Below are 23443 nucleotides of genomic sequence, written 5' to 3' on the forward strand. Positions count from 1 at the left end.
TTATCTGGGAAAACGCTTCCGTTGGATGTTTTCAGCGGAAGCGTTTTCTGTTTGACATGGTGACGCTGGCGAATGGCGGCGCCTCGCGGCAGACAGCTGCGCTTCGCCGTATCCGTAACTCGGCAAACGCGACGCTACGACGCGTTCTTGATAACCCATGTTCCCAGGCCGGTCAGCAGCTGAACCTGCTTAATCGTTAGCCCTTGTTTTCGAAGCGCGAGAATCGCCTCATTGCGAAGTGGCTTGGAGGCGGATTTGAGTTCCGTCGGAGCACATCCTGCGACACTCTGCACGATTGCCGTGCCAAATTCGCATAGATCTTCCTCGCGAACCTTGGCTGTTGCGCTGGGGCGATAGGGAAGCGACGGCGTACTTTCCATGAGCCGAAGGTATGAGCGAGGTGTTGGGAATATAACACCGACAACGCTGCCGGTAACATGCGGCCGTGACCTGGCACTCATGAGATACTCGCGATGGCTGCTCCAGGGATATTCGTCGTATGCTGCCAGCCCCGCTTTTTGTGGATTTAAATGAATGTATCGAATTGCCTCGAGTAAATATACTTCTGACTTAATGGGCGAATCCCAAAACCGCTCCTGAAACACGTGGCCGATATGCCCCGTCCGCGCATTGTACCTGCCCGCATACGATACGGCTATCGCATGCATCGCGTCGCTCTTGCGGTCGTCCGGATCGTCGATGAGCAGATGAATGTGGTTTCCCATAAGGCACCAAGCGATAAGCTCGATATTGTGTTTGGGGAGGATCGCATCGAGGATCTGAAGCATGGCGATTCGGTCCTCGGCATCGTTAAACAGCAATTGCCCTCCGTTTCCACGCAACGTGATGTGGAAATAACCGGTTGGTGACTTTGAACGAGGTTTTCTCGGCATGGCCCCTCCTTTAGCTTGGATGGGCTGAAGATACCTCATTCGGAGGCTTCGGCTGTCGAGATTCAGTTCACCGACTATAGCTGCTACCTGCCGAAATGTTATTGCGTTTTCAAATTGATGCTTTTTAATGGTAATTGAGCAAGACGGACGCGCTTGTTGCGGATACGGGCGTTTGTTGCGTCGATCTGGACGGCCCTCGCGTGATGTCATCGCAAATGGGCTTCACACATTTCTACGGATATAGAAAAATGGCCGGGCGCTCACAAACAAAACGGAGCACCCGGCCATTTACTGGTTGTTTGTTGACGTTTGGCCAGATAAAACCTGCCAAAATAAACCTGTCCCTTTTTGGCAGGTTAGTTGAGGGCGGCTTGGGCTAGGCGGGCTTCGGCGTCCTCCTCGGTGACGCCCAAGGCCACGGCAAACTCCTCGATGGAGCGGCGCTTGGCCTCCTTGAGTACGCGCATGTAGTAGGAGCTGGGCTTTTTATCAGCTTCCTCGGCCTGGCGAATGCGGTGCATCATGGTCTTTGCCACGCGGACCGTCTCGGGCGCGCCCAGCTTGAGCTGCTGTTTAAAGTGCGTCTCCTCAAGCGAGCTGTTGCGCTCGGTAAAGGTGTCGCACTCCAGCTCGTCATAGTGGCTCAGCAGGTGCTCGGCATCTTGCTGCGAGATAGCGGCGTGCAAACGGTCAGCCTGCGCCACGGGGTACATGAGGATCGTCTGCGCATGTCCCTGCTTGGTCTCGAGCAGCAGCATGGGCTGCGGTGTGTCGTCCCTAAAGCCGACGACGGTGCAGACTCCCTGACCCGGATGAATGACGTGTTGACCGATTGAGAACATGCTACCTCCAACTTATACGAATTTGCGTATGCTAAGAATACCACGCTGACGTGCGCAAACCATTACTTTATGCAGGAAAAGCACACAACTCCGATAGGTAAGAGTATTCGATAAATAGAACGGCTTATTCATACGTTTATGCATTTCTAGAACGTGTATAAACAGCAGGCAAATCGCCAACTTTGTACCGCCGCGCAAGAGCGGTAGTCATTTTTGTGCATATGCAATATCTATTAGCTTTACCCTGCGACAGTAGTTACCGCTTGTGATAGAGTGCTACAAACTCTGGCTTTTGCCCTACGAGTGACCAAGAGCTCGGGGGCTTTAACACAAGGAGGATCTATGCCCGAGAAGATTGAAGAGCTGGTACGCGCTGCGCTTGCTGCGGCCCAGGAGGCCGGCGACCTTTCCGCATTTGAACTTGACGATTGCGCTATCGAGCGACCGGCTGACACTTCTCATGGCGAGTGGACCTCCACCATGGCCCTGAAGTCCGCCAAGCTGGCTCATTGCGCCCCGCGCAAGATTGCCGAGGCCGTCGTCGCCCATATGCCCGAGGACCCCGCGATCGAGAAGGTCGAGATCGCAGGCCCCGGCTTCATCAACTTCTACCTCTCCGTTGCCGTCAAGAATGCCATCTTTGGCGAGGCTCGCGAGAAGGGTATGGACTTCGCTAAGTCTAACGTCGGTGGTGGCCTGAAGACCCAGGTCGAGTTCGTTTCCGCTAACCCCGTCGGCCCCATGCACATCGGCCACGGCCGCTGGGCCGCGCTGGGCGACTCGCTCTGCCGTGTTATGGACCACGCCGGTTACGACATCCAGCGTGAGTTCTACATCAACGACCACGGCTCTCAGATGAACACCTTCGGCAACTCCATCAGCACGCGCTATATGCAGCTTGCCGACATCATCGCCAAGCAGGGCGTGGATATCGACGAGGCTCACAAGCTGCTGATCGCCGACCGCGACGCCTTTGTTGCCGACGAGAACGACGAGCACCCCGAGACCCATCCGTATCAGGACAACTTTGCCGAGACTCTGGGCAAGGACTCCTACGGCGGCGACTACATCATCGACGAGGCTGCCGAGTTCTGGCGCACCGACGGCGATAAGTGGGTCGACGCCGATCCTCGGGAGCGCATGGAGAGCTTCCGCGAGCGCGGCTACGTAAAGATGGTCGACAACATGCGCGACCTCTGCCACGCCGTCAATTGCGACTTCGATCGTTGGTACTCCGAGCGTTCGCTGTACGTGAAGGACACCGAGGGTGAGACCGCCGGCACCTCTGCCGTCGACCGCGCTTTTGAGAAGCTCGACAAGATGGGCTACCTCTATACCAAGGACGGCGCCCTGTGGTTCCGCTCCACCGACCTGGGCGATGACAAGGACCGCGTCCTGATCAAGTCCGACGGCGAGTACACCTACTTCGCCTCCGACGTTGCCTATCACTGGGATAAGTTCCAGCGCGTCGACCACGTCATCGACATCTGGGGCGCCGACCACCACGGCTACATCGAGCGCGTCCGCTGCGTCTGCGACGCTCTTGGCTATCCCGGAAAGTTTGAGGTTCTGCTGGGCCAGCTCGTCAACCTGCTGCGCAACGGCAAGCCCGTCCGTATGTCCAAGCGCAAGGGCACCATGGTGACCCTGCAGGAGCTCGTCGACGAGGTCGGCTCCGATGCCGCTCGCTACACGCTCATCTCCAAGAGCTCCAACCAGATGGTCGACTTCGACATCGAGGCCGTTAAGAAGCGCGACAACTCCAACCCGGTGTACTACGTGCAGTACGCTCACGCTCGCGTCTGCTCCATTCTGCGCCGTGCCGCTGACGTAACGCCTGAGCAGGCCGACGAGATGGGCATGAAGGCCGTTGCCGCCAAGGCCATCGGTGAGAACGTCGATTACTCGCTGTTGACCGACCCGACCGAGCTCGCCCTTTCGCGTAAGCTCAACGAGCTCACCGACCTGATCGCCAGCTGCGCTCGCGACCGCGCCCCGTTCCGTCTGACGCACTTTGCCGAGGAACTCGCTGGTGACTTCCACAGCTTCTACGCTGCCTGCCAGGTGCTGCCGAGCGAGGGCCGTCCCGTCGACCCCGAGCTTTCGCGTGCCCGTCTGGCCGCTTGCGACGCCGTCCGCGTGACGCTCGCCCTGGTGCTCACCCTTGTTGGCGTCTCCGCTCCCGAGCAGATGTAAGCTACGGGTCATTTGACCGTGTAGGTTCGGCTTTGCTGAACCCTATAAGCCCGATCTCCATGCGGAGGTCGGGCTTTTTTCGTTTGGCGGGGCTTTTAGGCGTGTTGGAAAATGCTACCAAATCGCAACTATACCGGTTTACGGGGCTGAATCGCCAACTGGCGACCATGGTGCCAATAGCAAAATTAAACCCGCAGGTAGATGGCTTATTGTTTCTTGAAAATGCAGGGTATGGTTGGCTTGCAGCATTCTGGCCCCGTAATCCGGCATAGTTGTGAAAATTGTCCCTTGGGGACGGGGGGGGGAACGGATCATTTTTGTCTTGTGGAAGGGTGGCGGGATACCGTCCGTCGCGAATCGTGCCCATCTCCTACGTTTTGCCGCTTACCCCGAACCATGCCGTAAAGTTCGATATTAAAACCGCAGGTAGCGGACTCGCTGTTTTTGATAAAACAAGGGTATGGTCAGGGGTCCGGGGGCAAGCGTAGTAGATAGGCGCGTTTCGTGGCGCGGCGAATCCCGACGCCACGGATTTGCCCCCTAGTCGCTTCATTTCAAGGCGCCTTAGGGGAAGAGTGTCCCTTTTGACTAGTCGTTTAAGAACGTCCCCAATGACTAAGTTGCAGGTGGCGGCGGTTGTGTTACACTAACGCTGCGTATATGACGCAATCATCTCGATACAGATCAATGATGTCCGTCGTTTTGAACGGAACTAGACTGTTTAGCCGCCCTGAAGGTTTATGCAGGGAGCATGTGATCACAGGGCTTGAAAAGAAAGTTGAGCAAACACTGTGTCTGATCAACAGCAAGAAAACGAAATAACGACGACGCAGGCCGCTCCCGCTGCACCGGTTGCGTCGGACCAGGTCGCGGCGCCCGCGCAAGCCTCGGCTCCTGAGACGCCTAAGGCTGCTTCGACACCTACGCCTGCGGCGGCTGAGAAGGCCGTGCCTGCAACTGGCGAGGAGGCTGCTCCGGCAAAGCCCAAGCGTACGCGCCGCACGACCAAGTCTGCTGCTGACGGCGAGGAGGTCACCAAGCCCAAGCGCCGTACCACGCGCACGACGCGCGCCAAGCGCACCGTTGCAGCTGACTCCTCGGCGCCGATTTCCGATGAGGTCGCGCAGGCACGTGCGTTGGCGCAGATTAGCGAGGCTCAGGTGGTGCGCGCCCGCCGTCGTGCTGCCGAGCGCGAGGCCGCGGCTCTGACCGAGCTCGCAGCTCCGTCTGTGCCCGAGACGCCTGCCGCCGACCAGCCGACCGAGAAGCCGGCACCGCGCACACGCCGTCTCACGGCTGCTAAAGCCGAGCAGGTTGCTGAACAGGCAGCCCCCGAGCTCACTGAGGCTTCGGTCCGTTCCGCGGCAGGGGAGGGCACATCGCCTGCTGAGCCCGCTGCGCCTGTCGAGGCCAGCGAAGTTCCTGTTGTCGATCCGGCTTTGCGCCCGCACCGTCGCGGTCGCAAGCCCAAGGCCTTCGTCGAGGCAGAGAAGGCCGCAGCCGCAGCTGCAGCCGCTCGGGATGCTGCGGCGACCGCCGAGTCTGCAACCGCTGCCGATGCACCCGTCCAGGATGCTACGACTTCCGAGGCCGCTCCCGCCGATGTCGAGCCCACCGACGTCCGTCCTGGTCGCAGCCATCGTACTGCTGCTAAGCGCACGTCCAAGGCCAAGGCTGCCAAGAAGGGTGCGTCCGAGGATTCCGCCGAGACGACCGCCGATGCATCGACTGATGCCGCCGAGCCCCAAGACGTCGAACAACCTGCGTCCGAGAAGCCCAAGCGCGGTCGTAAGAAGTCCGCTAAGGCCAAGGCGTCCGAGCAGCAGGCTGATGTCGAAGTGCAGGTCGATTCCGGCGCCGAGGCCAATGACGCCGCTGCGGCCAATGCCGACGCCGCCGCAACCGATGGCGCCGCGCCCGCTGAGGCCGATGACAACGCTCGCCCCAACCGTCGCCAGCACAAGCGCAACGACGAGCGCAATGAGCGCAAGGACGAGCGCAACAACGACCGTCGCAACCGCCAGCGCGATCGCAAACAGCGCAACAAGGAGCGCAACGCCGCCCCCACCGAGCCCACGCTTTCGCGCGAGGAGCTCGCTGCCATGAAGGTCGCCGAACTGCGCGAGAAGGCCAAGGAGTTCGAGATCGAGACGACCGGCAAGAAGAAAGCCGAGCTCGTCGAGGAGATCTACGTCACCGCCGCGAAGGCCGAGGGCTTCCGCGACATCAAGGGCATTCTGCAGATTCGCCCGGACAGCTCCGGCATCATCCACGCCCATGGTTACATGAAGTCCAACGACGACGCCTTCGTGCCCGCCTACCTCATCCGCTCCGCGCGCCTGCGCACGGGCGACGTCATCGAGGGCTCGCTGCGTCCTTCGCGCGGCGGCGACAAGCGCGCCGGCCTCGCCAAAATCACGACCGTCAACGGTCTGGACCCCGAGCAGATTCGCAACCGTCCCAAGTTCGGCGACCTCACCCCGGTCTATCCCAACGAGCCGCTGCGCATGGAGCACGGCAAGGACTCCATTACCGGTCGCGCCATCGACATCGTGTCGCCGATCGGCAAGGGTCAGCGTGGCCTGATCGTGTCCCCGCCCAAGGCCGGCAAGACCACGATCCTCAAAAAGATCTGCCAGTCTATTTCGATTAACAACCCCGAGGTGCACCTCATCTGCCTGCTCGTCGACGAGCGCCCCGAAGAAGTCACCGATATGCAGCGTTCCATCAAGGGCGAGGTTGTGGCGTCGACCTTCGATATGCCCGCCGACAACCACACCCGCGTGGCCGAGCTCGTCATCGAGCGCGCCAAGCGCATTGTGGAGCTGGGCGGCGATGTCGTGGTGGTGCTCGACTCCATCACGCGTCTTGCCCGCGCCTACAACTTGGCGGCGCCCGCCTCGGGCCGTATCCTTTCGGGCGGCGTCGATTCGGCGGCCCTGTATCCGCCCAAGCGCTTCCTGGGTGCAGCCCGTAATATCGAGAACGGTGGCTCGCTCACCATCCTGGCCTCTGCCCTCATCGATACCGGTTCCAAGATGGACGAGGTCATCTTTGAGGAGTTCAAGGGCACCGGCAACATGGAGCTTAAGCTCGACCGCGACCTGGCCGACCGTCGCATCTTCCCGGCTATCGACCCCGTTGCCTCCGGTACACGTAACGAGGACCTGTTGGTCGACGAGCAGATGCGTCCGTTTGTCTTTGGTCTGCGTCGCATTCTTGCCGGCATGAACAACACCGAGCGCGCAGCCGCGTCGTTTATCAAGGGTCTTAAGGGCACCAACACCAACCAGGAGTTCCTGGTGCGTTCGGCCAAAAAACACAGCGACTACGAGCAGACGTTCTAGGTTGTCATCCACACGCAGCGATAGTCATCAATGCAATAAAGGGTCGGGGCTTTGAGCCTCGGCCCTTTTCCATATCGCCGTTCGTCACCATTTTTTGACCATAAGACCGACGAGCAGCAGGTTTCCCGTTTCAATCCGACATCGTCGCTTGCAATCGACGGGGCGGTTTCGCATAATAGCTTTTAAGCTTCGCGACGGAAAACGCAGATGAAACGAACCATATACCGTTGCTTTGGGGCATAGCCCCGCTTCATCTTCTCTCGCGCAGCCAACTGAATGATGCGATTTGGGTGCTGGAAGATGGGGAGAGCTCATGGCTTCTTCTGATGCAACACAACGAGCAGTCCTTGCCGGACTTTCGTGCGGGATCGGCCTTGCCGCTCCCGTGGTTATGTATGCCGCGACGCTGCCGTTTTCGTCGGTGAACGAGACGGTCGTGGCGGGTGCGGTTCCCTTCGCCGTGGGCGCGGTGGCAGGCGTGGGTATCTATGCCGCCTCGCTGGGCATCTCCGAGTACCGTGCGCAGCGTGAAGAGCGTCTGTTCCAGCCCGATGCCATGGGCGGTGCCGCCAATCTCAATCAGCATCAAAGCGAGTTCAAGACCGCCTCGATTCCAGTTCAGCAGCAGGATGCGACTCCTTACGCTGCGGCTTCTGCTTCTCAGGCTCAGTCGGAGCAGTCTACCTCGGCATTCCTTTCCGGCCTGACTGGTGCGTTCCAGCGCCGTCATGCCGATGATGGTGTCCCTACCATCGCTCGAGCCGCAGATGCTATGGACGAGGACGAGGCTTGGTCCATGATCGACAGCATGCTCGACGACGATTCGCCGGTGAGCTGCGACCCTGCACACTCGCGCGACGTCTATCAAGTCGCCATCGACGAGCTCACCAATGGCGGGCAGATCGGCTCCTTCAATCGCGATGACATCGCCGCCGCGGCACGCGCCGTGTCTGGCTCCCAGGCCGCCCCTGCGGGCAGCACGGCGGCTTTCGTGGCACTCGTCGCCAACGCGGCAGCCAATAACGCCTACAGCGCTACCTCGGCGGACGAGAACGCTTCTGCCGACAATTCGTACGTTGATGAAGCCATGGCCGCGGACGAGGAGGCCGTTGCCGCCCGCCGTGCCGCCGAAAGCTCGCTTTGGGGCGCTCCTGCCCAGCAGCAGGCGGCCGAGGCAGCGCCGTACAATGCAAACCTCGCCAGCATGCCTATCATCTCCGGTGCCGCAGACATCGATCTCGATGACCTCGATGAGCCTGCAGCCATCACCGCATCGATTGATGCCCAAGATCGCATCGACACCGGCGACCTTCCGGACGCCTCGCTCGAGGTTGATGTCCCCATGGCCGATTACTCGGGCCACGAGGGTATGTGGGCCGCCGCCACCGCGATTCTGGATGAGATTGACGAGCCTGCTCCTGTTTCAGCCCCCGCTCCCGTCGCTGCCCCTCAGCCTGCTGCCCCCGCCTATGTCGGCCGTCACAGCGCTGTGTTCCCCGAGGATACTGCCCGTATCTCGCGTGAGAGCATCGAGCGGGCCGAGGCTATTGCCGCCGGCATTATGGAAAATCGTCGTCACGAGCGCGTCAATCAGATCCTCGAGGAAGAGATCGAGCGTCTTCAGTCCTCTACCGCCAAGCGTACGGGCCGTGCTTATCTGAGCGTTATCGAGGGCGGTACCGCCAGCTTCGCGCCGCTCCGTGCGGAGGCATAACTTCTGCATGGTTAAGATCAATCGAAAATGGGCGGTCGTAACCTGCCTGATGGCGCTCTTGATCTGGGGCAATTCGCTGGTTCCCGGCTCGGGGTCGGGCTCACTGAGCCTAACGGTCATGGAAGCTATCCGCGGTTTCCTGCACGGCGTGGGACTTCCATATGAATGGGTGACCAACTTTGTTGTTCGTAAGTGCGCGCATTTTACCGAGTATTTGGTGCTCGGCATCCTGGCAACGCACGCCTTTGATTTTGAGGGCCGACGCACCTTTGACGTGCTGCTGCCCACGGCAGTGTTCCTGCTGCTGATTCCCTCGATCGACGAGACGATTCAGCTCTTTGTGCCGGGACGCGCCGGCATGATCACCGATGTGATGATCGACTGCTGTGGAGCGGCAACGGGCGTTGTGCTCCGATATCTCTTACGGTCGCTGATGTGCGCCAAAAAGGCCGCCTAAGGACGCATTGTTTGGTCCTAGGCGGCCTTTTTTATTGGAGGGCTTATATGAGGTGTGGCGGCGTCGTTCCATAGGTCGGATTTGCCGGGTGCGCCACGCCCTGTGGGTGCGTCTGTTACTGAAGCGCCTGTGCGCCTAGGGCCAGGCAGCCCATGATGCCCTGCTTGCCCTCGAGGCTGTTGACGATGTAGGTATCGATGTCGTTGACCTCGGGCGTGACGATATAGCCGTTGAGCATCTCGGCGCACTTCTTGCGCGCGAGCGGCACGATGGGGGTGTGGTCGGCCACGCCGCCGCCGATGACGATCTTCTGCGGCGCATAGCACAGGATGAAGGTCATGAGCGCCTGCGCCAGATAGCCGGCGAGCAGATCCATGGCCTCCGGGTCATCGGCCATCTCTCCGGCGCTCTTGCCACCCCAGCGCTTTTTAACGCCGGGACCGGCGATGAGGCCCTCGAGGCAGTTGTCGTGGAAGGGGCAGCCGCTGTGCTCGCCAATGGTGTCGCGCGGGTCGCGCGTGACCAGGATGTGACCGGCCTCGGGGTGCATCATGCCGTGCACGAGCTGGCCGCCCGAAAGCACGCCGGCGCCCACGCCGGTGCCGATGGTCAGATACGCCACGTCAGTGAGGCCCTGGGCGCAACCAAAGGTGACCTCGCCCAGGCAGGCGACGTTGACGTCGGTGTCGTAGCCGCAGGGAATGTCGAGCTCGTTTTGAATGGTGCCCAGCAGGTCAAAGTAGCGCCATGCCGTCTTGGGGGTCTCCAAGATCTTGCCGTACTGGGGCGAGGCGGGGTTGACTGCGGTGGGGCCAAAGGCGCCGATGCCCAGTGCGGCGATGCCCTTGTTTGCAAACCATGCGTTGACGGCCTCGACGGTCTCCTGCGGGGTCGTGGTCGCGATCTGCTCGCACTCCAGGACCATACCGTCTGCATAGCCCGTGGCGCAGACCATCTTGGTGCCGCCGGCCTCGAGCGCTCCGATAAGCTGCTGCTCTGCCATAGTGTTCCTCTCTCTATGACGAGTTGCTCTGTCACTAAAGTATAGCGCCCTAAACAATGTAAGAAAGCGCTATAAAAAGAATCCTCGCAACGCGGTGGACGGTGCGAGGCTTCTTTGGTTCCTATAGTTGTCGGGCTGTCCTTACCAGCGCGGCTTGATTTTATCTCGCAGAGACTTGAGGTTCTCCAGCGCCGCGTTGAGCGTCTCGTCTCGCTTGGCAAAGTGGAAGCGGATGAGGTGGTTGACGGGCTCGCGGAAGAAGCTGGAGCCCGGAACGGCGCCCACGCCCACCTTGGAGGCCAGATCCTCGCAGAAGTTGAGGTCGCTGTCATAGCCAAACTCAGAGATGTCCATCATCACGTAGTAGGCGCCCTGCGGCACGTTGTGCGTGAGGCCGATGCTGTCGAGTCCCTGACAGAATAGGTCGCGCTTGGCGGTGTAGAGGTCGAGGACCTCCTGGTAATAGCTGTCGTCGAAGTTGAGGGCGGTGACGACGGCCTCTTGCAGGGGAGCGGCGGCGCCTACGGTGAGGAAGTCGTGGACCTTCTTGATGCGCTCGGTGATTTCGGCAGGGGCGATAGTGTAGCCCAGACGCCAGCCGGTGATGGAGTAGGTCTTGGACAGCGAGCTGCAGCTGATGGTTCGCTCGAACATGCCGGGCAGCGTGGCCATATAGACGTGCTCGTGGGGCGCGTAGACGATGTGCTCGTATACCTCGTCGGTGATGCAGTAGGCGTCGTACTTTTTGCACAGGTCTGCGATAAAGGTGAGCTCCTCGCGGGTAAAGACCTTGCCACAGGGGTTGGACGGGTTGCATAGGACGATTGCCTTGGGATCGTTGTCTCGGAAGGCTGCCTCGAGGACCTCACGGTCGAAGTCAAAGGTGGGCGGGTTGAGCGGCACATAGATGGGCTCAGCGCCCGAGAGGATCGTGTCGGCGCCGTAGTTCTCGTAGAACGGCGAGAAAATGACGACCTTGTCGCCGGGGTTTGTGACCGTCATCATGGCGGCCATCATGGCCTCGGTGGAGCCGCAGGTGACCACGATGTTCTCGTTGGGGTTGATCGGCATGCCCATAAAGTGCTCCTGCTTGGTGGCAAGCGCCTCGCGCATGGCCTGGGAGCCCCAGGTGATGGAGTACTGGTGGTAAAGCGGCTTGGGGTCGGTGGCAATGGTGCTGAGGCTATCGAGCAGCTGCGCCGGGGGATCGAAATCGGGGAAGCCCTGCGACAGGTTGACGGCACCATACTTGTTGGAGATGCGCGTCATGCGGCGGATGACCGAATCGGTAAACGCCGCCGTGCGGTTGGAGAGTTCTTTCATGCCTATCCTTTCGAGCATTGGGTGGAGCAAGTTTACTCCTATGGAACCGATGGGATTTGCTCGAAACGGGCTCGAAAAACTCTTTTCAAAATTCTTGAAAATTGGGGCTTGCATCGCGTGGCGTTCCTTGCAATAATAGTCGAGCGCGAAGCGCACAGGACACGGTGGGTGTAGCTCAGTTGGCTAGAGCGACGGGTTGTGGTCCCGTAGGTCGAGGGTTCGAGTCCCTTTACCCACCCCAGTTCTTGCTTCGTGTTGATATCGGGTCGTTAGCTCAGTTGGTAGAGCAGGGGACTCTTAATCCCAAGGTCCAGGGTTCGACCCCCTGACGGCCCACCACACGATATCTCCTCTAAAGTCCGCTATAACGGACTTTAGCTTTGGGTCGTTAGCTCAGTTGGTAGAGCAGGGGACTCTTAATCCCAAGGTCCAGGGTTCGACCCCCTGACGGCCCACCAAAGCATGTTAAGACGGTCAGCGAAAGTTGGCCGTCTTTTTTGTTAACCTCGCATGGGGTCGAACCCGTAAGGGCACAGACGCTTTACAAGTCGAGCCTGCCCTGGGGGTCGGTGAATCCGTCTGTACCCTCCTTGAGCTTTTTCTCGTCTGCTTTCACGCGACGTTCGAGCTTCTTTGTATCTTCGGCAGGCGGTAGGTTCTCGGGTACAATTCCGCGGTCGATGAGGCTGCCACGCACGCTTGTGTTGTTCTCGACGTGCTCTTGCTTGATCTGGTCCAGACCGTACAGGTCGTGTTCCTCGGCGTTGAAGGCCGTCATCGAGTTCGTAAGGTCCTTTGCTTTGATGAGAACATCGGCTAGCCTGTCCGCCAATGCCGAGCTCTTGGATACGCCGAGCTGTTGCTTCATTTCCGCCGTGCTTCTGCCGCCGAATAACGCTTCGTCGCCCTTCGACTTGATGATCGCGAATCCTTTGGAGTCCACGCCGCGTTTGAACGCAATACCCGAGAGCTGTATCTCTGAATCGGATAGCGAGTGGCGCGCCTGTAAGCTCTGAATCTCTGCAAAGCGCTGCTCTATGAGCTCTTGGCGGCGCGTCTGCACGGCAAAGTATGCCTGGGCGAGCGCGATCTCTGGCTTGTTTGAATCTCCGTTTTGGGCGATTAAATAGCATGCATAGCGCGTAAGCTTGTAGTCTTTAACCGCGCGAGCGGCGACACCGGCAGTTATCATTTTCGTGGTGTCACGAAAATGGGAATCAACTGGAGTTTTATTTGTTTCGCACGAGACTTTTGCCCTCTTAACAACTTCGGCGAAGTTCTCCCATCGAGTGTATCCCATGGGTTCCATTAAATCGCGTGCGAGCCAATACTCAACGCCGTCTTCCACATTGGCGTAGCTATCAAGTTCGACACGCCACTTCTCGATATCTCTACTGTCCATATCTCCTCCTCGCTGATCTATTGTCTATGCGCGCTTTGCCCGCTCTGTACTCAGAATAAGGATACGCTGCCGTGTGGACACGAATGGGCCCCGTGCCACTTCGAGGTCACGGGGCCCATAGATATCGATTAGTTGTGCTCTGCTCTAGATAGGTGTCCAGTTTAATTCGATCGATAGTGCGAACCCAGGCTTTCGGTCCGCTTGCGCATGGCTTTGACCATCTCCGTTGCCAGCTGATTCTGCGATTGCAGGCGGGCGAGGGCTGCGATCTCGCTGTCATTGGCATGCGGCTTGCTCAGCGCCGTTGCCTCGTCTTTCAGGCTTTCAAGCTGTTGCAGGGCCTTGGATAGACCTGCTTCGGTCCTGTTGATCATGCAATAGGTGCTCATCGTGTGCTTAAGGCTGTGTGTCAGGCGTTCGGCATCTGTTGTGGCAATGCCATACTGAGGGAGGGCGATATCCATCGGAGCGGCCGCCTCGGGAGCGTCCAGCGCTGCTCGAGCTGCCGATACGCCCGCGATGCGTCCGAACACGATGCCGTTGGCGCTTGACAGGCCGCCAATGCGATCGGCGCCGTGCATACCGCCTGTTGCCTCGCCACAGGCGTAGAGGCCCTCAACGCCCGTGTACGCGGTCTTGTCGATCTTGATACCGCCGTTGGCGGCGTGAGCATACATCGCCACACGCATCTCGTCGCTCGGCGCGATGCCATGCTCGTCTTGCAGCCAGGTAGCAAAGGTCTGCACAAACTCGGGGATGTCCTCGCGAGGGAAGTTGTAGTGGAGCGCCAGGCCTTCGGCACCCGCTTGATCGATGGCGAGGTCGATGGCGCGGGAGACCAAGCGCGACGTGAAGGGGCCATATCCGGATCGCTGCTCAAGCAGATCGTTTAGCTTGCCGTCGGCAATATCGACCGGCTGGTCGAACTTGACGTAGCGCCAGGTCTTTTCGTTAAAGACCAGGTTGCGCTTGGGCTCGATGAAGCCGGGCATCATCTGCATGAATTCTATATTAGTAAGCGATGCGCCGTGCGCCAGTGCGATGGCCTGCGAGGAGCTGAGCACATCAGCCGACGTAAGGCTGCGCTCGAACAGGCCGCCTGTGCCACCGGCTGCGATGATCGTGGCCTTGGCAGCAAAGGGCACGATTCGATTTTCGGTAAGGTCGTAGAGCACGGTTCCGGTGATTCTGCCGTTCGTGTTCTCAACAAGGTCGATAAGCTCATGGCGGGGGAGCAGGCGAATGCCGAGCGACTCGATCCGGGTCGTCAGAGCGTCCTCAAGGGGCTTGCGGGTGAGGCCGCGCCACATGCGCGTCTTGTGGTCAAAGCAGGGGATAAACTGCTTTTGCTGAGCGCTCTCAGCGCTTTGCGGACGCTGGAGCTCAACGCCCAGGTCTTGCTCGAGCCATTCAATTGCCTGGGGAATGCCGTGGACAAACGTCTGGACAAGCTCGGGGTCGGCGACGCCGCCACCAACGGTCTGGATGGTATCGATGAGGTCTTGTTCGTCGTCTTCGTTAACGGGTCCGATAAGCCCCAGGCCCCAGGTTCCGGGGAAGAAGCTCGATCCACTCATAGTCTTGCCGGCGCTTGCCACAGCGACGGTTGCGCCCGTGCGTGCCGCTTCGATGGCGGCGCAAAGGCCCGCAATGCCAGATCCAATTACCAGTACATCAGTCGATTCCATCGGATTCCTTTCTCGTCCGGCGCATTGTCGCATGGGTGATCGGCAATGGGGCCGCAAAGACTCGGCAAATCGGTAAAGGGCAAATATGGCAGGTGGGCGTCATGGACGCTCTGACGTTTCATCTCGTCACATCTCGTATTTCGCCCCAACTGATATATCGGCATTCGCTACCCTGCGATAGCGCAAACAAAAAGAGCCGCTACCTCGAAAGGTAGCGGCTCTAAAGCTCAACTATATGAGCATCGCGCGGGCGCGATTAGGCCTTGAGGGCCTCCTCGACGGCGACAGCGCAGGCGACGGTGGCACCGACCATGGGGTTGTTGCCCATGCCGATGAGACCCATCATGTCAACGTGCGCAGGCACGGAGGAAGAACCGGCGAACTGGGCGTCGGAGTGCATACGGCCCATGGTGTCGGTCATGCCGTAAGAGGCAGGGCCGGCGCCCATGTTGTCCGGGTGCAGGGTACGGCCAGTGCCGCCACCAGAAGCGACGGAGAAGTACTTCTTGCCAGCCTCGATGCGCTCCTTCTTGTAGGTGCCAGCGACGGGGTGCTGGAAGCGCGTGGGGTTGGTGGAGTTGCCGGTGATCGAGATGTCGACGTTCTCGTGCCACATGATGGCAACGCCCTCGCGGACGTCGTCGGAGCCGTAGCAGTTAACGGCAGCGCGGGGACCATCGGAGTAGGGGATGGTCTCGACGACCTTGAGCTCGCCCGTGTAGTAGTCGAACTGGGTCTTCACGTAGGTGAAGCCGTTGATGCGGGCGATGATCTGAGCAGCGTCCTTGCCCAGACCGTTGAGGATAACGCGCAGCGGCTTCTTGCGAGCCTTGTTGGCGTTCAGAGCCAGGCCGATAGCGCCCTCAGCGGCAGCGAAGGACTCGTGGCCGGCCAGGAAGGCGAAGCACTCAGTGTCGTCGGAGAGCAGCATAGCGCCCAGGTTGCCGTGGCCCAGACCGACCTTGCGGTCCTCGGCGACGGAGCCGGGAACGGTGAAGGCCTGGATGCCCTCGCCGATGATGGCGGCAGCCTCAGAAGCGGACTTGGCGCCACGCTTGACAGCGAGAGCGCAGCCGAGGGTGTAGGCCCACTCAGCGTTCTGGAAGGCGATGGACTGGGTGTTGTTGACGATCTCACGCGGGTTGAAGCCCTTGTCGGTGCAGATCTGCAGAGCTTCCTCGAGGGAGGCGATGCCGTTGTCGGCGAGGCACTTGTTGATCTTGTCAGCGCGGCGCTCGTAACCTTCGAACGTAACAGTCATAGTTATTTCCCTCCCTTTCTACTCGTGAACCGGGAACACGCTGGCGACGGAGTGAGTCTCCTCGTCGGTGCGCGGGTCGATGTACTTGGCAGCGTTCTCCCACTGACCATAGTGGCCCATAGCGCCAGCGATGGCCTCCTCGGGGGTCTTGCCGGCCTTGACGGCGTCGGTGAACTTACCGAGGTTCAGGAACTCGAACGCGATGATCTCGTTCTTGTCGTTGAGAGCCATGCGGGTGACGTAGCCCTGAGCGAGCTCGAGGTAACGAGCGCCCTTGGCCTTGGTGCCGAACATGGTGCCGACCTGAGAGCGAAGGCCCTTGCCGAGGTCGTCGAGGGAGGCGCCCACGGGCAGGCCGCCCTCGGAGAACGCGGTCTGGCTGCGGCCGTAAACGATCTGCAGGAAGATCTCGCGCATAGCAACGTTGATGGCGTCGCAGACGAGGTCGGTGTTGAGGGCCTCGAGGATGGTCTTACCGGGAAGGATCTCGGAAGCCATGGCGGCAGAGTGGGTCATGCCCGAGCAGCCGATGGTCTCAACGAGGGCCTCCTCGATGATGCCGTCCTTGACGTTCAGCGTGAGCTTGCAGGCGCCCTGCTGAGGTGCGCACCAACCCACACCGTGCGTAAGACCGGAGATGTCGGAAATCTCCTTAGCCTGGACCCACTTGCCCTCCTCGGGGATGGGTGCGGGGCCGTGGTATGCACCCTTGGCAACGGGGCACATGTTCTCCACTTCCTGTGAGTACTGCATGCCTCTCCTCTCTATCGTGTTGGCGTCCCGTCTGGGGGTCGTGGCTGGCGATTGCCGGGCGACCCTTCGAAAGGGACATGACATGCAGCCCCTATAATACCGCGAAATGCACGGAATATTCGGCGAACGGCTCAGTTTTCGTAGCGAGAAGTCCGGAAGTTTTAATTGAAACGGTTTAACTCTATATTCTGTGGTCGTGAACTTTTGTAGAGGGGGTTCGTCTTGGGCAAGCTTTTGGTCAGCTCTTGTAAGCGTTGCAGGGGCTGACCTGTTGCAACGGTGCCGTTCGCCGCCTGTTTATTGCCTTTGGCCGCGCGAATGTATTGTTTTGCGTGAATGTTTTGGTGGCATGCTTCAATCGTGTTGTATTGGATGGCAAGCAGATCCAGGCGAAGGGAGCGCCATGCAGCGCGTTTGGAGAACGGTTACCGGCTTTTACCATGTTTGTGCCCGCGGTACGGGCAAGCAGCTCATCTTTGAGGGCGATGAAGACCGGTGGGAGTTTTTGGAGCTGATGCGCGAGTGCTGCCGCGAGGCGGGCGTGACGGTTATCGCCTGGTGCCTTATGGGCAATCACGTGCATCTGGTGCTGGCAGATTACGAGGACGCGATGAGCGCGGCGATGCACCGGCTGCTTTTGACGTACGCGCGGCGGTTCAATAAACGCACGGGGCGCACAGGTCATCTGTTCCAGAACCGTTTTGACCGGCGCTCGCTCGATACCGACCGTTATCTAATGGCTGCCATTTGCTATGTTCACGCTAATCCGCAGGAGGCGGGTATCGCCCTGATCGAGCGCTATCCGTGGAGCAGCTTTGCCGAGTATCTGAGAGCGTATGACAACGATACGACGAGGGGATTTTCGGACCCTTCTTGTGTGCTTGAGCTCTTTGAGTCTGCCAAGGGGTTTCTGGATTATTCTCTGTCGATGCCCGATGGTTCCGATCCGGTGATTCACGATATGGATGAGACAGAGTGGGAGCGGCGTGCGTTTGCCGACAAGATGGCGAAGCGCCTGGGCGTGCCGCTCAACGAACTCAAGACCGTAGCGCCCTCGCGGCGAGATGGAATCATTTTCGCCCTGCACGATGTCGGCTACACGGTGCGCGAGATCGAACGATATACGGGAATCAGCAAGAGTACCGTCTCTCGTATCGTGCGCGCTTATGTTCGGGTGAATGCTCAGGCTGAGGGCTCGGAATAGAAAATGGCCGAACCACTCTTGTCAAGCGATTCGGCCAACAAAATTCTTAAGATTTGGGACAAATACTACTGATTATTTTGTCCCGTGAGCATGCCGTCGAGGGTGCGCCAGGCGAGCTCGGCGCATTTGACGCGGGCGGGCATGTGCGAGATGTCCTGGAGCTGGGCGGCTTCGTCCAGGTCTTCCAAGTCCTCCTCGGAGAGCTGCTCGCCGCGGATCATGGCGAGGAAGAGCTCTGCCAGGTGGCGAGCTTCCTCGACGGTCTCGCCGGTGATGAGGTCGGCCATGATGTCGGCACTGGCCTGGCTGATGGCGCAGCCGTGACCGGTAAAGGAGGCCTCCTCGATCACGTTGTTCTCGACACGCAGCTGCAAGGTGAGCTCGTCTCCGCAGCTAGGGTTGATGCCGTCGTGCTCGTGCGTGGGAGCATCCATCTCGTACTTATAGTCGGGGTGCGAGTTGTGCTCCATAAATGTGGTGGAGGTGTACAGATTACCCATTGAATGTGCTCCAAACGTGATGCAGGCCGGCGATGAACTTGTCGATGTCGGCCTTGTCGTTGTAGAAGGCCACGCTGGCGCGGCAGCAGGCAAGGTTCTCGACGCCCAGCCAGGTGAGCAGCGGCTGCGCGCAGTGGTGACCGGCGCGGATGCAGACGCCGTCCATGTCCATGATGCTCGCGACATCGTGCGGGTGGATGCCCTTGACATTAAAGCTCACGACGCCGTGGTGGTTATCCCAATAGATTGAGCCGATGATCTGGACAAAGTCGAGCTGCATGAGCTCGCCCATCAGGTAGTGGACGAGTGCCTGCTCGCGTGCCTGGATGTTTTCGTAGCCCACCGTGTTGACGAGGTAGTCGAGGGCGGCGCCTGTGGCGAAGATGCCGGCGGCGTCCTGCGTGCCGGCCTCGAACTTCTCGGGGACGGGAGCCCAGACGGCGTCCTGCTCAGTAACCGAGTCGATCATCTCACCGCCGGTAAGCATGGGCGGCATGGCGTTGAGCAGGTCCATCTTGCCCCACAGCACGCCGATGCCCATGGGGCCCATGGCCTTGTGCGCACTAAAGGCAAAGAAGTCGGCGCCCAGGTCGGCCACATCGACCGGCATGTGCGGCAGCGACTGCGCGCCGTCGACGACCAGGTAGCCGCCGTACTTGTGCACGAGTTTGCCGAGGTTCTTGACCGGGTTCTCGACGCCCAGCACGTTGGAGACCTGTCCCACGGCTAGGATCTTGGTCTTGGGACCCACCTTGGCAAGAACCTCCTCGGTGGTGAGCTGGCCGGTCTTGGTGGGGTAGAGGTAGACGAGCTTGGCGCCGGTCTCGCGGCAGTCCTGCTGCCACGGAATCAGGTTGGAGTGGTGCTCCATAATGGTGATGACGACCTCGTCGCCCGGTTCGAGCACTGTGGGCGCAAAGCTCTTAGCGACCAGGTTGAGCGACTCGCTCGTGTTGCGGGTGAAGACGACCTCGTTGGCCTGTGAGGCGCCGATGAGGTCAGCGATCTGCTGGCGGACCTTCGCGATGGCGTCGGTGGCCTCGACGGACAGCGAGTACAGGCCGCGCAGGGGGTTGGCGTTCATGCGCTGGTAGAAGTCGCGTTCGGCGTCGAGCACACAGGCAGGGCGCTGCGCGGTGGCGGCGCTATCGAGGAAGGCGATCTCGGGGTGCTGCTGGAACAGCGGGAACTGGCCCTTGTAGGGGTTGGTCTCGATGTCCACGGTGGGCCAGCCGCGCGAAGCCTCGTCGCTGGCGTCGAGCTCCATGGGCTCGGGGGCAGTACAGGTATCGCATTTAACGTGCTCGGTGTCGATCATGCGAGCTCCTCTTCAAAGTTGTCGATCAGGTTGTTGCCTAGGCGGACGACGGCGGCGCGGGTGCGCTCGTCGGTGGCGGAAAGCGCGGCGTCCTCCAGCTTGGCGCGGATGAACAGGTCCTCGGCGGCGTTTTGGTCAAGGCCGCGGCAGGCGAGGTAGAACAGCTGCTCGTCGCGGACGTGGCCGATGGTGGCGCCGTGGTTGCCGGCGACGTCGTCCTCGTCGCAGAGAATGACGGGAACGGTCTTGTTGTCGACGCCCTTGTTGGCCAAAAGCACCGTCTCGCGTTCGGTGCCGGTTGCACCCTTGCAGCCGTGCACGAGGTCGATGGTGCCACGGTAGACCTTCTTGGACGTGCCGGTCAGCACGCCGTTGGCGTCGATCTCGCACTCGGTCTTGCGACCGCGGTGGCGCAGCTCGTAGTTAAAGTCGCGCACCTGCTCGCGGGCGCCCAGGTAATCGGTATCGATGGTCACCTTGGCGGTGTCGCCCAGCAGGTCGCCGGCAAGGCCGGTGGCGCTGGCGCCGGCACCCAGGACGGTGTGCTGCACGTTGACGCGCGCGCCCTCGTCCAGGAACAGGCCGGTGTCGTCGAGTGCGATCCAGCTGTCGTCGAGTGTCTGCGTGCAGGTCACGTTGACGGTGGCGTACTCGTGGGCGCACACGCGTAGCACGGAGCCCACGACACCCTCGCCGGTAACAGGAGAGTCTAGGGCAATATGCAGGTCGAGCGTTGCCTGCGGGCGAGCGACGACGTCGATGGCGGCGATGGCCGCGGCGGCATCGACACCGCTCACACGCACGGTAACCGTGGCGTGCTGGTATGCGGGCACATCGATGACGATGCGCTTGGTAGCGTGCTCGGCCAAGTAGGCGTAGGCAGCCTCGCCCATGCCGGTTTCGAAGGCCTCGGCAGGGGAGAGCTCCTCCTCGAGCTTGATGGCGCCGGCCTGGTAGACGGAGGTGGCGGGCACGTCGAGCTCGGTCTCGGGCGTGATGCGGGCGCGGTCGGCGGCATCACCGGGGGCGGAGGAGCGGCGCTCGGGGAAGCGCTCGGCCATGGCGTCCATGGCGGCGTCGAACGCGTCTGTCACGCCAATAAACTGCTCGCCCAAGCCTTCGACCTCAACGGCCTCCGCGGGAGCGGCGGCAAGCTCGTCAGAGAGCTCGAGCTTGGTCTGATTCATCTTCAGCCAGCCCCAAGTGGCAGCCGGCATCGCGTTGACCTGCTCAAGGGTGGTAGCAGCGGTGTTGGTTTCCTGTTTCATTATCCGATCGCTCCTTCCATCTCGAGCTTGATCAGGTTGTTCATCTCGACGGCGTACTCCAGCGGCAGCTCCTTGGAGACCGGGTTGGCAAAGCCGTTGACGATCATGGTGCGGGCCTCTTCCTCCGAGATGCCGCGGCTCATCAGGTAGAACACCTTGTCGTCGCCGATGCGGCCGATGGTGGCCTCGTGGCCGATGTCGACGTTCTTGGCGCGGATGTCCATGGCGGGGATGGTGTCGGAGCGGCTCTGGTCGTCGAGCATGAGCGACTGGCAGCTCACGGTTGCCTTGGAACCCTCGGCCTTGGGCGTGGCCACGATGGAGCTGCGGAAGGTCTGAATGCCGCCGCTCTTGGAGATGCCCTTGGTCTCGACGGTTGCCGAGGTCTCGGGGGCGTTGAGCACGACCTTACAGCCGGTATCGAGGTTCTGCCCGGCGCCGGCAAAGGTGATGCCGGTAAAGCTCGACCGGGCGCGGCGGCCGTTGAGCACACTCATGGGGTAGAGGTAGCCCACGTGGCTGCCGAAGGAGCCACTGATCCACTCTATGTCGCCATCCTCGTCCACGCGCGCACGCTTGGTGTTGAGGTTGTACATGTTTTTGGACCAGTTCTCGATGGTCGAGTAGCGCAGGTGCGCACGCTTGCCCACAAAGAGCTCGACGGCGCCGGCGTGGAGGTTGGCAACGTTGTACTTGGGCGCGGAGCAACCCTCGATGAAGTGCAGGTCGGCGTCGTCCTCGACGATGATGAGCGTGTGCTCAAACTGGCCGGCGCCCTTGGCGTTAAGGCGGAAGTAGCTCTGCAGCGGGAAGTCCAACTTGGTGCCCTTGGGCACGTAGACAAACGAGCCGCCCGACCATACGGCGCCGTGCAGGGCCGCAAACTTGTGGTCGGTGGGCGGGATGAGCGTCATAAACTTCTCGTGGATGAGCGGCTCCCACTGCGGGTCGTGCAGGGCCTCCTCGATGCCGGAATAGACGATACCCATCTTGGACGCGGTGTCCTGCATGTTGTGGTAGACCAGCTCAGAGTCGTACTGCGCGCCGACGCCCGCCAGGTAGCTGCGCTCGGCCTCGGGGATGCCCAGGCGCTCAAAGGTGTTCTTGATGTCGTCGGGCACCGACTCCCAGTCGTGCTTTTGGTCGGTGTTGGGCTTGACGTAGGTGACGATGTTGTCCATGTCCAGGCCCTCGATGGAGGGGCCCCACGTCGGGTCGGGAAAACGATTGAAGATCTCGAGGGACTTTAAGCGCAGATCGAGCATCCACTGTGGCTCGTCCTTCTTGGCGCTGATCTCGCGCACGATGTCGGGCGTGATGCCGGCGTCGAGGCGCTCGAATCCCTCCTCGCCGTAGGTGAAGTCGTAGAGGCTGCGGTCGATGTCCGCGACCTCGGTGCGGTTCTTGGTCATTGCGTCGCCCCTTTACGCCTGCTGCTCGGCAGCGGCGGCCTCGGCCTGGGCGCGCTGCTCGGCGGCCTCGCGCTCGAAGGTCTCAAAGCCGTTCTTGTCGATCCAGGGGATCAGCGAGGCATCGTCCTCGCGCACGATGTGGCCCTTGACCATAACGTGGACGCGGTCGACATCCAGGTGCTCCAGGATGCGCGTGTTGTGCGTGATGATGAGCATGGAGCCGTCGCAGCTCTTGCGGTAGGCGTCCATACCGTGGCTGACGGTGGACAGGGCGTCGACGTCCAGGCCGGAGTCGGTCTCGTCCAAGATGGCGAGCTTGGGCTGCAGCAGCAGAAGCTGGAGCATCTCGACCTTCTTTTTCTCGCCGCCCGAGAAGCCCACGCCCAGCTCACGGTTGAGGTAGGCGGTATCCATGTTAAGCTCGGCCGCGAGCTCCTTGACGCGACGACGGAATTCCTTGCCCTTCATCTCCAGGCCGGGGCGGCCGGCGATACTGGCGCGCAAAAAGCTCGACAGTGGCACGCCGGGGATCTCGACAGGGGCCTGGAAGCTCAGGAACAGGCCGGCGCGCGAGCGCTTGTCGGTGGTGAGCTCGGTGATGTCCTGGCCGTCAAAGACGATGCGGCCGTCGTTGACCGTGTAGACGGGGTCGCCCATGACCAGGTGGCCGAGGGTAGACTTGCCGGCGCCGTTGGGGCCCATCAGCACGTGGGTCTCGCCGGCGGCGACGTTGAGGTTGACATTGTGGAGGATGGTCTTCTCGTCCACGGAGGCGGTGAGACCTTCGATGGAAAGCAGCGGATTTGCGCTCATGCTGTCCCTCTCTGTATATGGTGTACTCATAGGTGTACTAAACCCTAGG

General features: G+C 60.6%; 18 protein-coding genes and 3 tRNA genes. 8 read left to right on the plus strand and 13 right to left on the minus strand.

The features are described 5' to 3' along the window. Positions 1–134 precede the first annotated feature (134 nt). A complete protein-coding gene (locus DWV58_RS03045) occupies positions 135–893 on the minus strand; it encodes a transposase (protein WP_158564510.1) in 759 nt (252 codons plus the stop codon). A 356-nt stretch (positions 894–1249) separates the two neighbouring features. Beyond that, positions 1250–1735, minus strand: coding sequence for a CarD family transcriptional regulator (locus DWV58_RS03050; RefSeq protein ID WP_022094807.1), 486 nt, complete (start codon positions 1733–1735; stop codon positions 1250–1252). A 342-nt stretch (positions 1736–2077) separates the two neighbouring features. On the opposite strand from DWV58_RS03050, the gene argS reads away from it, so the two are divergent. The 4 genes from argS to DWV58_RS03070 all read left to right on the plus strand — a co-directional run bounded on the left by argS (position 2078) and on the right by DWV58_RS03070 (position 9449). Then, positions 2078–3931, plus strand: coding sequence for an arginine--tRNA ligase (argS, locus tag DWV58_RS03055; protein ID WP_117776148.1), 1854 nt, complete (start codon positions 2078–2080; stop codon positions 3929–3931). A 791-nt stretch (positions 3932–4722) separates the two neighbouring features. After that, positions 4723–7278, plus strand: coding sequence for a transcription termination factor Rho (gene rho, locus DWV58_RS03060; RefSeq protein ID WP_233540487.1), 2556 nt, complete (start codon positions 4723–4725; stop codon positions 7276–7278). Positions 7279–7591: 313 nt separating this feature from the next. Beyond that, positions 7592–8992 (plus strand): hypothetical protein, encoded by a 1401-nt coding sequence (locus tag DWV58_RS03065; protein WP_117776149.1) that lies wholly within the window; start codon positions 7592–7594, stop codon positions 8990–8992. Between the two features lie 7 nt (positions 8993–8999). Next, positions 9000–9449, plus strand: coding sequence for a VanZ family protein (locus DWV58_RS03070; protein WP_117583742.1), 450 nt, complete (start codon positions 9000–9002; stop codon positions 9447–9449). Between the two features lie 115 nt (positions 9450–9564). Here DWV58_RS03070 and DWV58_RS03075 read toward each other — a convergent pair whose 3' ends face one another. Both DWV58_RS03075 and DWV58_RS03080 read right to left on the minus strand, forming a co-directional pair. After that, the gene (locus DWV58_RS03075; protein WP_117776150.1) at positions 9565–10452 is read right to left on the minus strand and encodes an ROK family protein; all 888 of its coding nucleotides are present in this window, start codon (positions 10450–10452) and stop codon (positions 9565–9567) included. Positions 10453–10593: 141 nt separating this feature from the next. Further along, positions 10594–11775, minus strand: a complete 1182-nt coding sequence (locus tag DWV58_RS03080; protein WP_117776151.1) for a pyridoxal phosphate-dependent aminotransferase — start codon at positions 11773–11775, stop codon at positions 10594–10596. Between the two features lie 164 nt (positions 11776–11939). Between DWV58_RS03080 and DWV58_RS03085 the strand changes: the two genes are divergently transcribed. The 3 genes from DWV58_RS03085 to DWV58_RS03095 all read left to right on the plus strand — a co-directional run bounded on the left by DWV58_RS03085 (position 11940) and on the right by DWV58_RS03095 (position 12233). Continuing rightward, a tRNA-His gene (locus DWV58_RS03085) sits at positions 11940–12016 on the plus strand. Between the two features lie 22 nt (positions 12017–12038). Next, positions 12039–12114 (plus strand) — tRNA-Lys (locus DWV58_RS03090). 43 nt (positions 12115–12157) lie between these two features. Continuing rightward, positions 12158–12233 (plus strand) — tRNA-Lys (locus tag DWV58_RS03095). Between the two features lie 83 nt (positions 12234–12316). On the opposite strand, the gene dinD is transcribed toward DWV58_RS03095, so the two are convergent. From dinD to DWV58_RS03115, 4 genes are all read right to left on the minus strand, one after another. Continuing rightward, positions 12317–13177, minus strand: a complete 861-nt coding sequence (gene dinD / locus DWV58_RS03100; RefSeq protein WP_117776152.1) for a DNA damage-inducible protein D — start codon at positions 13175–13177, stop codon at positions 12317–12319. A gap of 161 nt (positions 13178–13338) precedes the next feature. Next, on the minus strand, positions 13339–14865 hold the full coding sequence (locus DWV58_RS03105; protein ID WP_117776153.1) for an FAD-dependent oxidoreductase: 1527 nt from the start codon (positions 14863–14865) through the stop codon (positions 13339–13341). A 256-nt stretch (positions 14866–15121) separates the two neighbouring features. Beyond that, a complete protein-coding gene (locus DWV58_RS03110; protein ID WP_117640944.1) occupies positions 15122–16126 on the minus strand; it encodes a GGGtGRT protein in 1005 nt (334 codons plus the stop codon). 18 nt (positions 16127–16144) lie between these two features. After that, positions 16145–16879 (minus strand): iron-sulfur cluster assembly scaffold protein, encoded by a 735-nt coding sequence (locus tag DWV58_RS03115; protein WP_006235554.1) that lies wholly within the window; start codon positions 16877–16879, stop codon positions 16145–16147. Between the two features lie 403 nt (positions 16880–17282). Here DWV58_RS03115 and DWV58_RS03120 point away from each other — a divergent pair, with 403 nt between their 5' ends. Further along, entirely contained in the window at positions 17283–18083 is an 801-nt protein-coding gene (locus DWV58_RS03120; protein WP_158564511.1) for a transposase, read from the plus strand. Positions 18084–18148: 65 nt separating this feature from the next. Here DWV58_RS03120 and sufU read toward each other — a convergent pair whose 3' ends face one another. Genes sufU through sufC form a run of 5 tightly spaced genes read right to left on the minus strand, consistent with a single transcriptional unit; the run spans position 18149 to position 23394 of the window. Continuing rightward, entirely contained in the window at positions 18149–18583 is a 435-nt protein-coding gene (sufU, locus tag DWV58_RS03125) for a Fe-S cluster assembly sulfur transfer protein SufU (RefSeq protein ID WP_117776155.1), read from the minus strand. Continuing rightward, positions 18576–19901 carry an aminotransferase class V-fold PLP-dependent enzyme gene (locus tag DWV58_RS03130; RefSeq protein WP_199585977.1) on the minus strand — a complete coding sequence of 442 codons (1326 nt, stop codon included), beginning with the start codon at positions 19899–19901 and terminating at the stop codon, positions 18576–18578. The genes sufU and DWV58_RS03130 overlap by 8 nt, the downstream gene beginning before the upstream one ends. Then, on the minus strand, positions 19898–21169 hold the full coding sequence (locus tag DWV58_RS03135; RefSeq protein WP_117758330.1) for a SufD family Fe-S cluster assembly protein: 1272 nt from the start codon (positions 21167–21169) through the stop codon (positions 19898–19900). The genes DWV58_RS03130 and DWV58_RS03135 overlap by 4 nt, the downstream gene beginning before the upstream one ends. After that, positions 21169–22581: a Fe-S cluster assembly protein SufB gene (gene sufB / locus DWV58_RS03140; RefSeq protein WP_022094821.1), complete on the minus strand. Its 1413-nt coding sequence runs from the start codon at positions 22579–22581 to the stop codon at positions 21169–21171. The genes DWV58_RS03135 and sufB overlap by 1 nt, the downstream gene beginning before the upstream one ends. 12 nt (positions 22582–22593) lie before the next feature. Beyond that, a complete protein-coding gene (gene sufC, locus DWV58_RS03145; RefSeq protein ID WP_006235561.1) occupies positions 22594–23394 on the minus strand; it encodes a Fe-S cluster assembly ATPase SufC in 801 nt (266 codons plus the stop codon). Positions 23395–23443 lie beyond the last annotated feature (49 nt).

This window comes from Collinsella sp. AF11-11 (assembly GCF_003465485.1).
GTDB lineage: Bacteria > Actinomycetota > Coriobacteriia > Coriobacteriales > Coriobacteriaceae > Collinsella.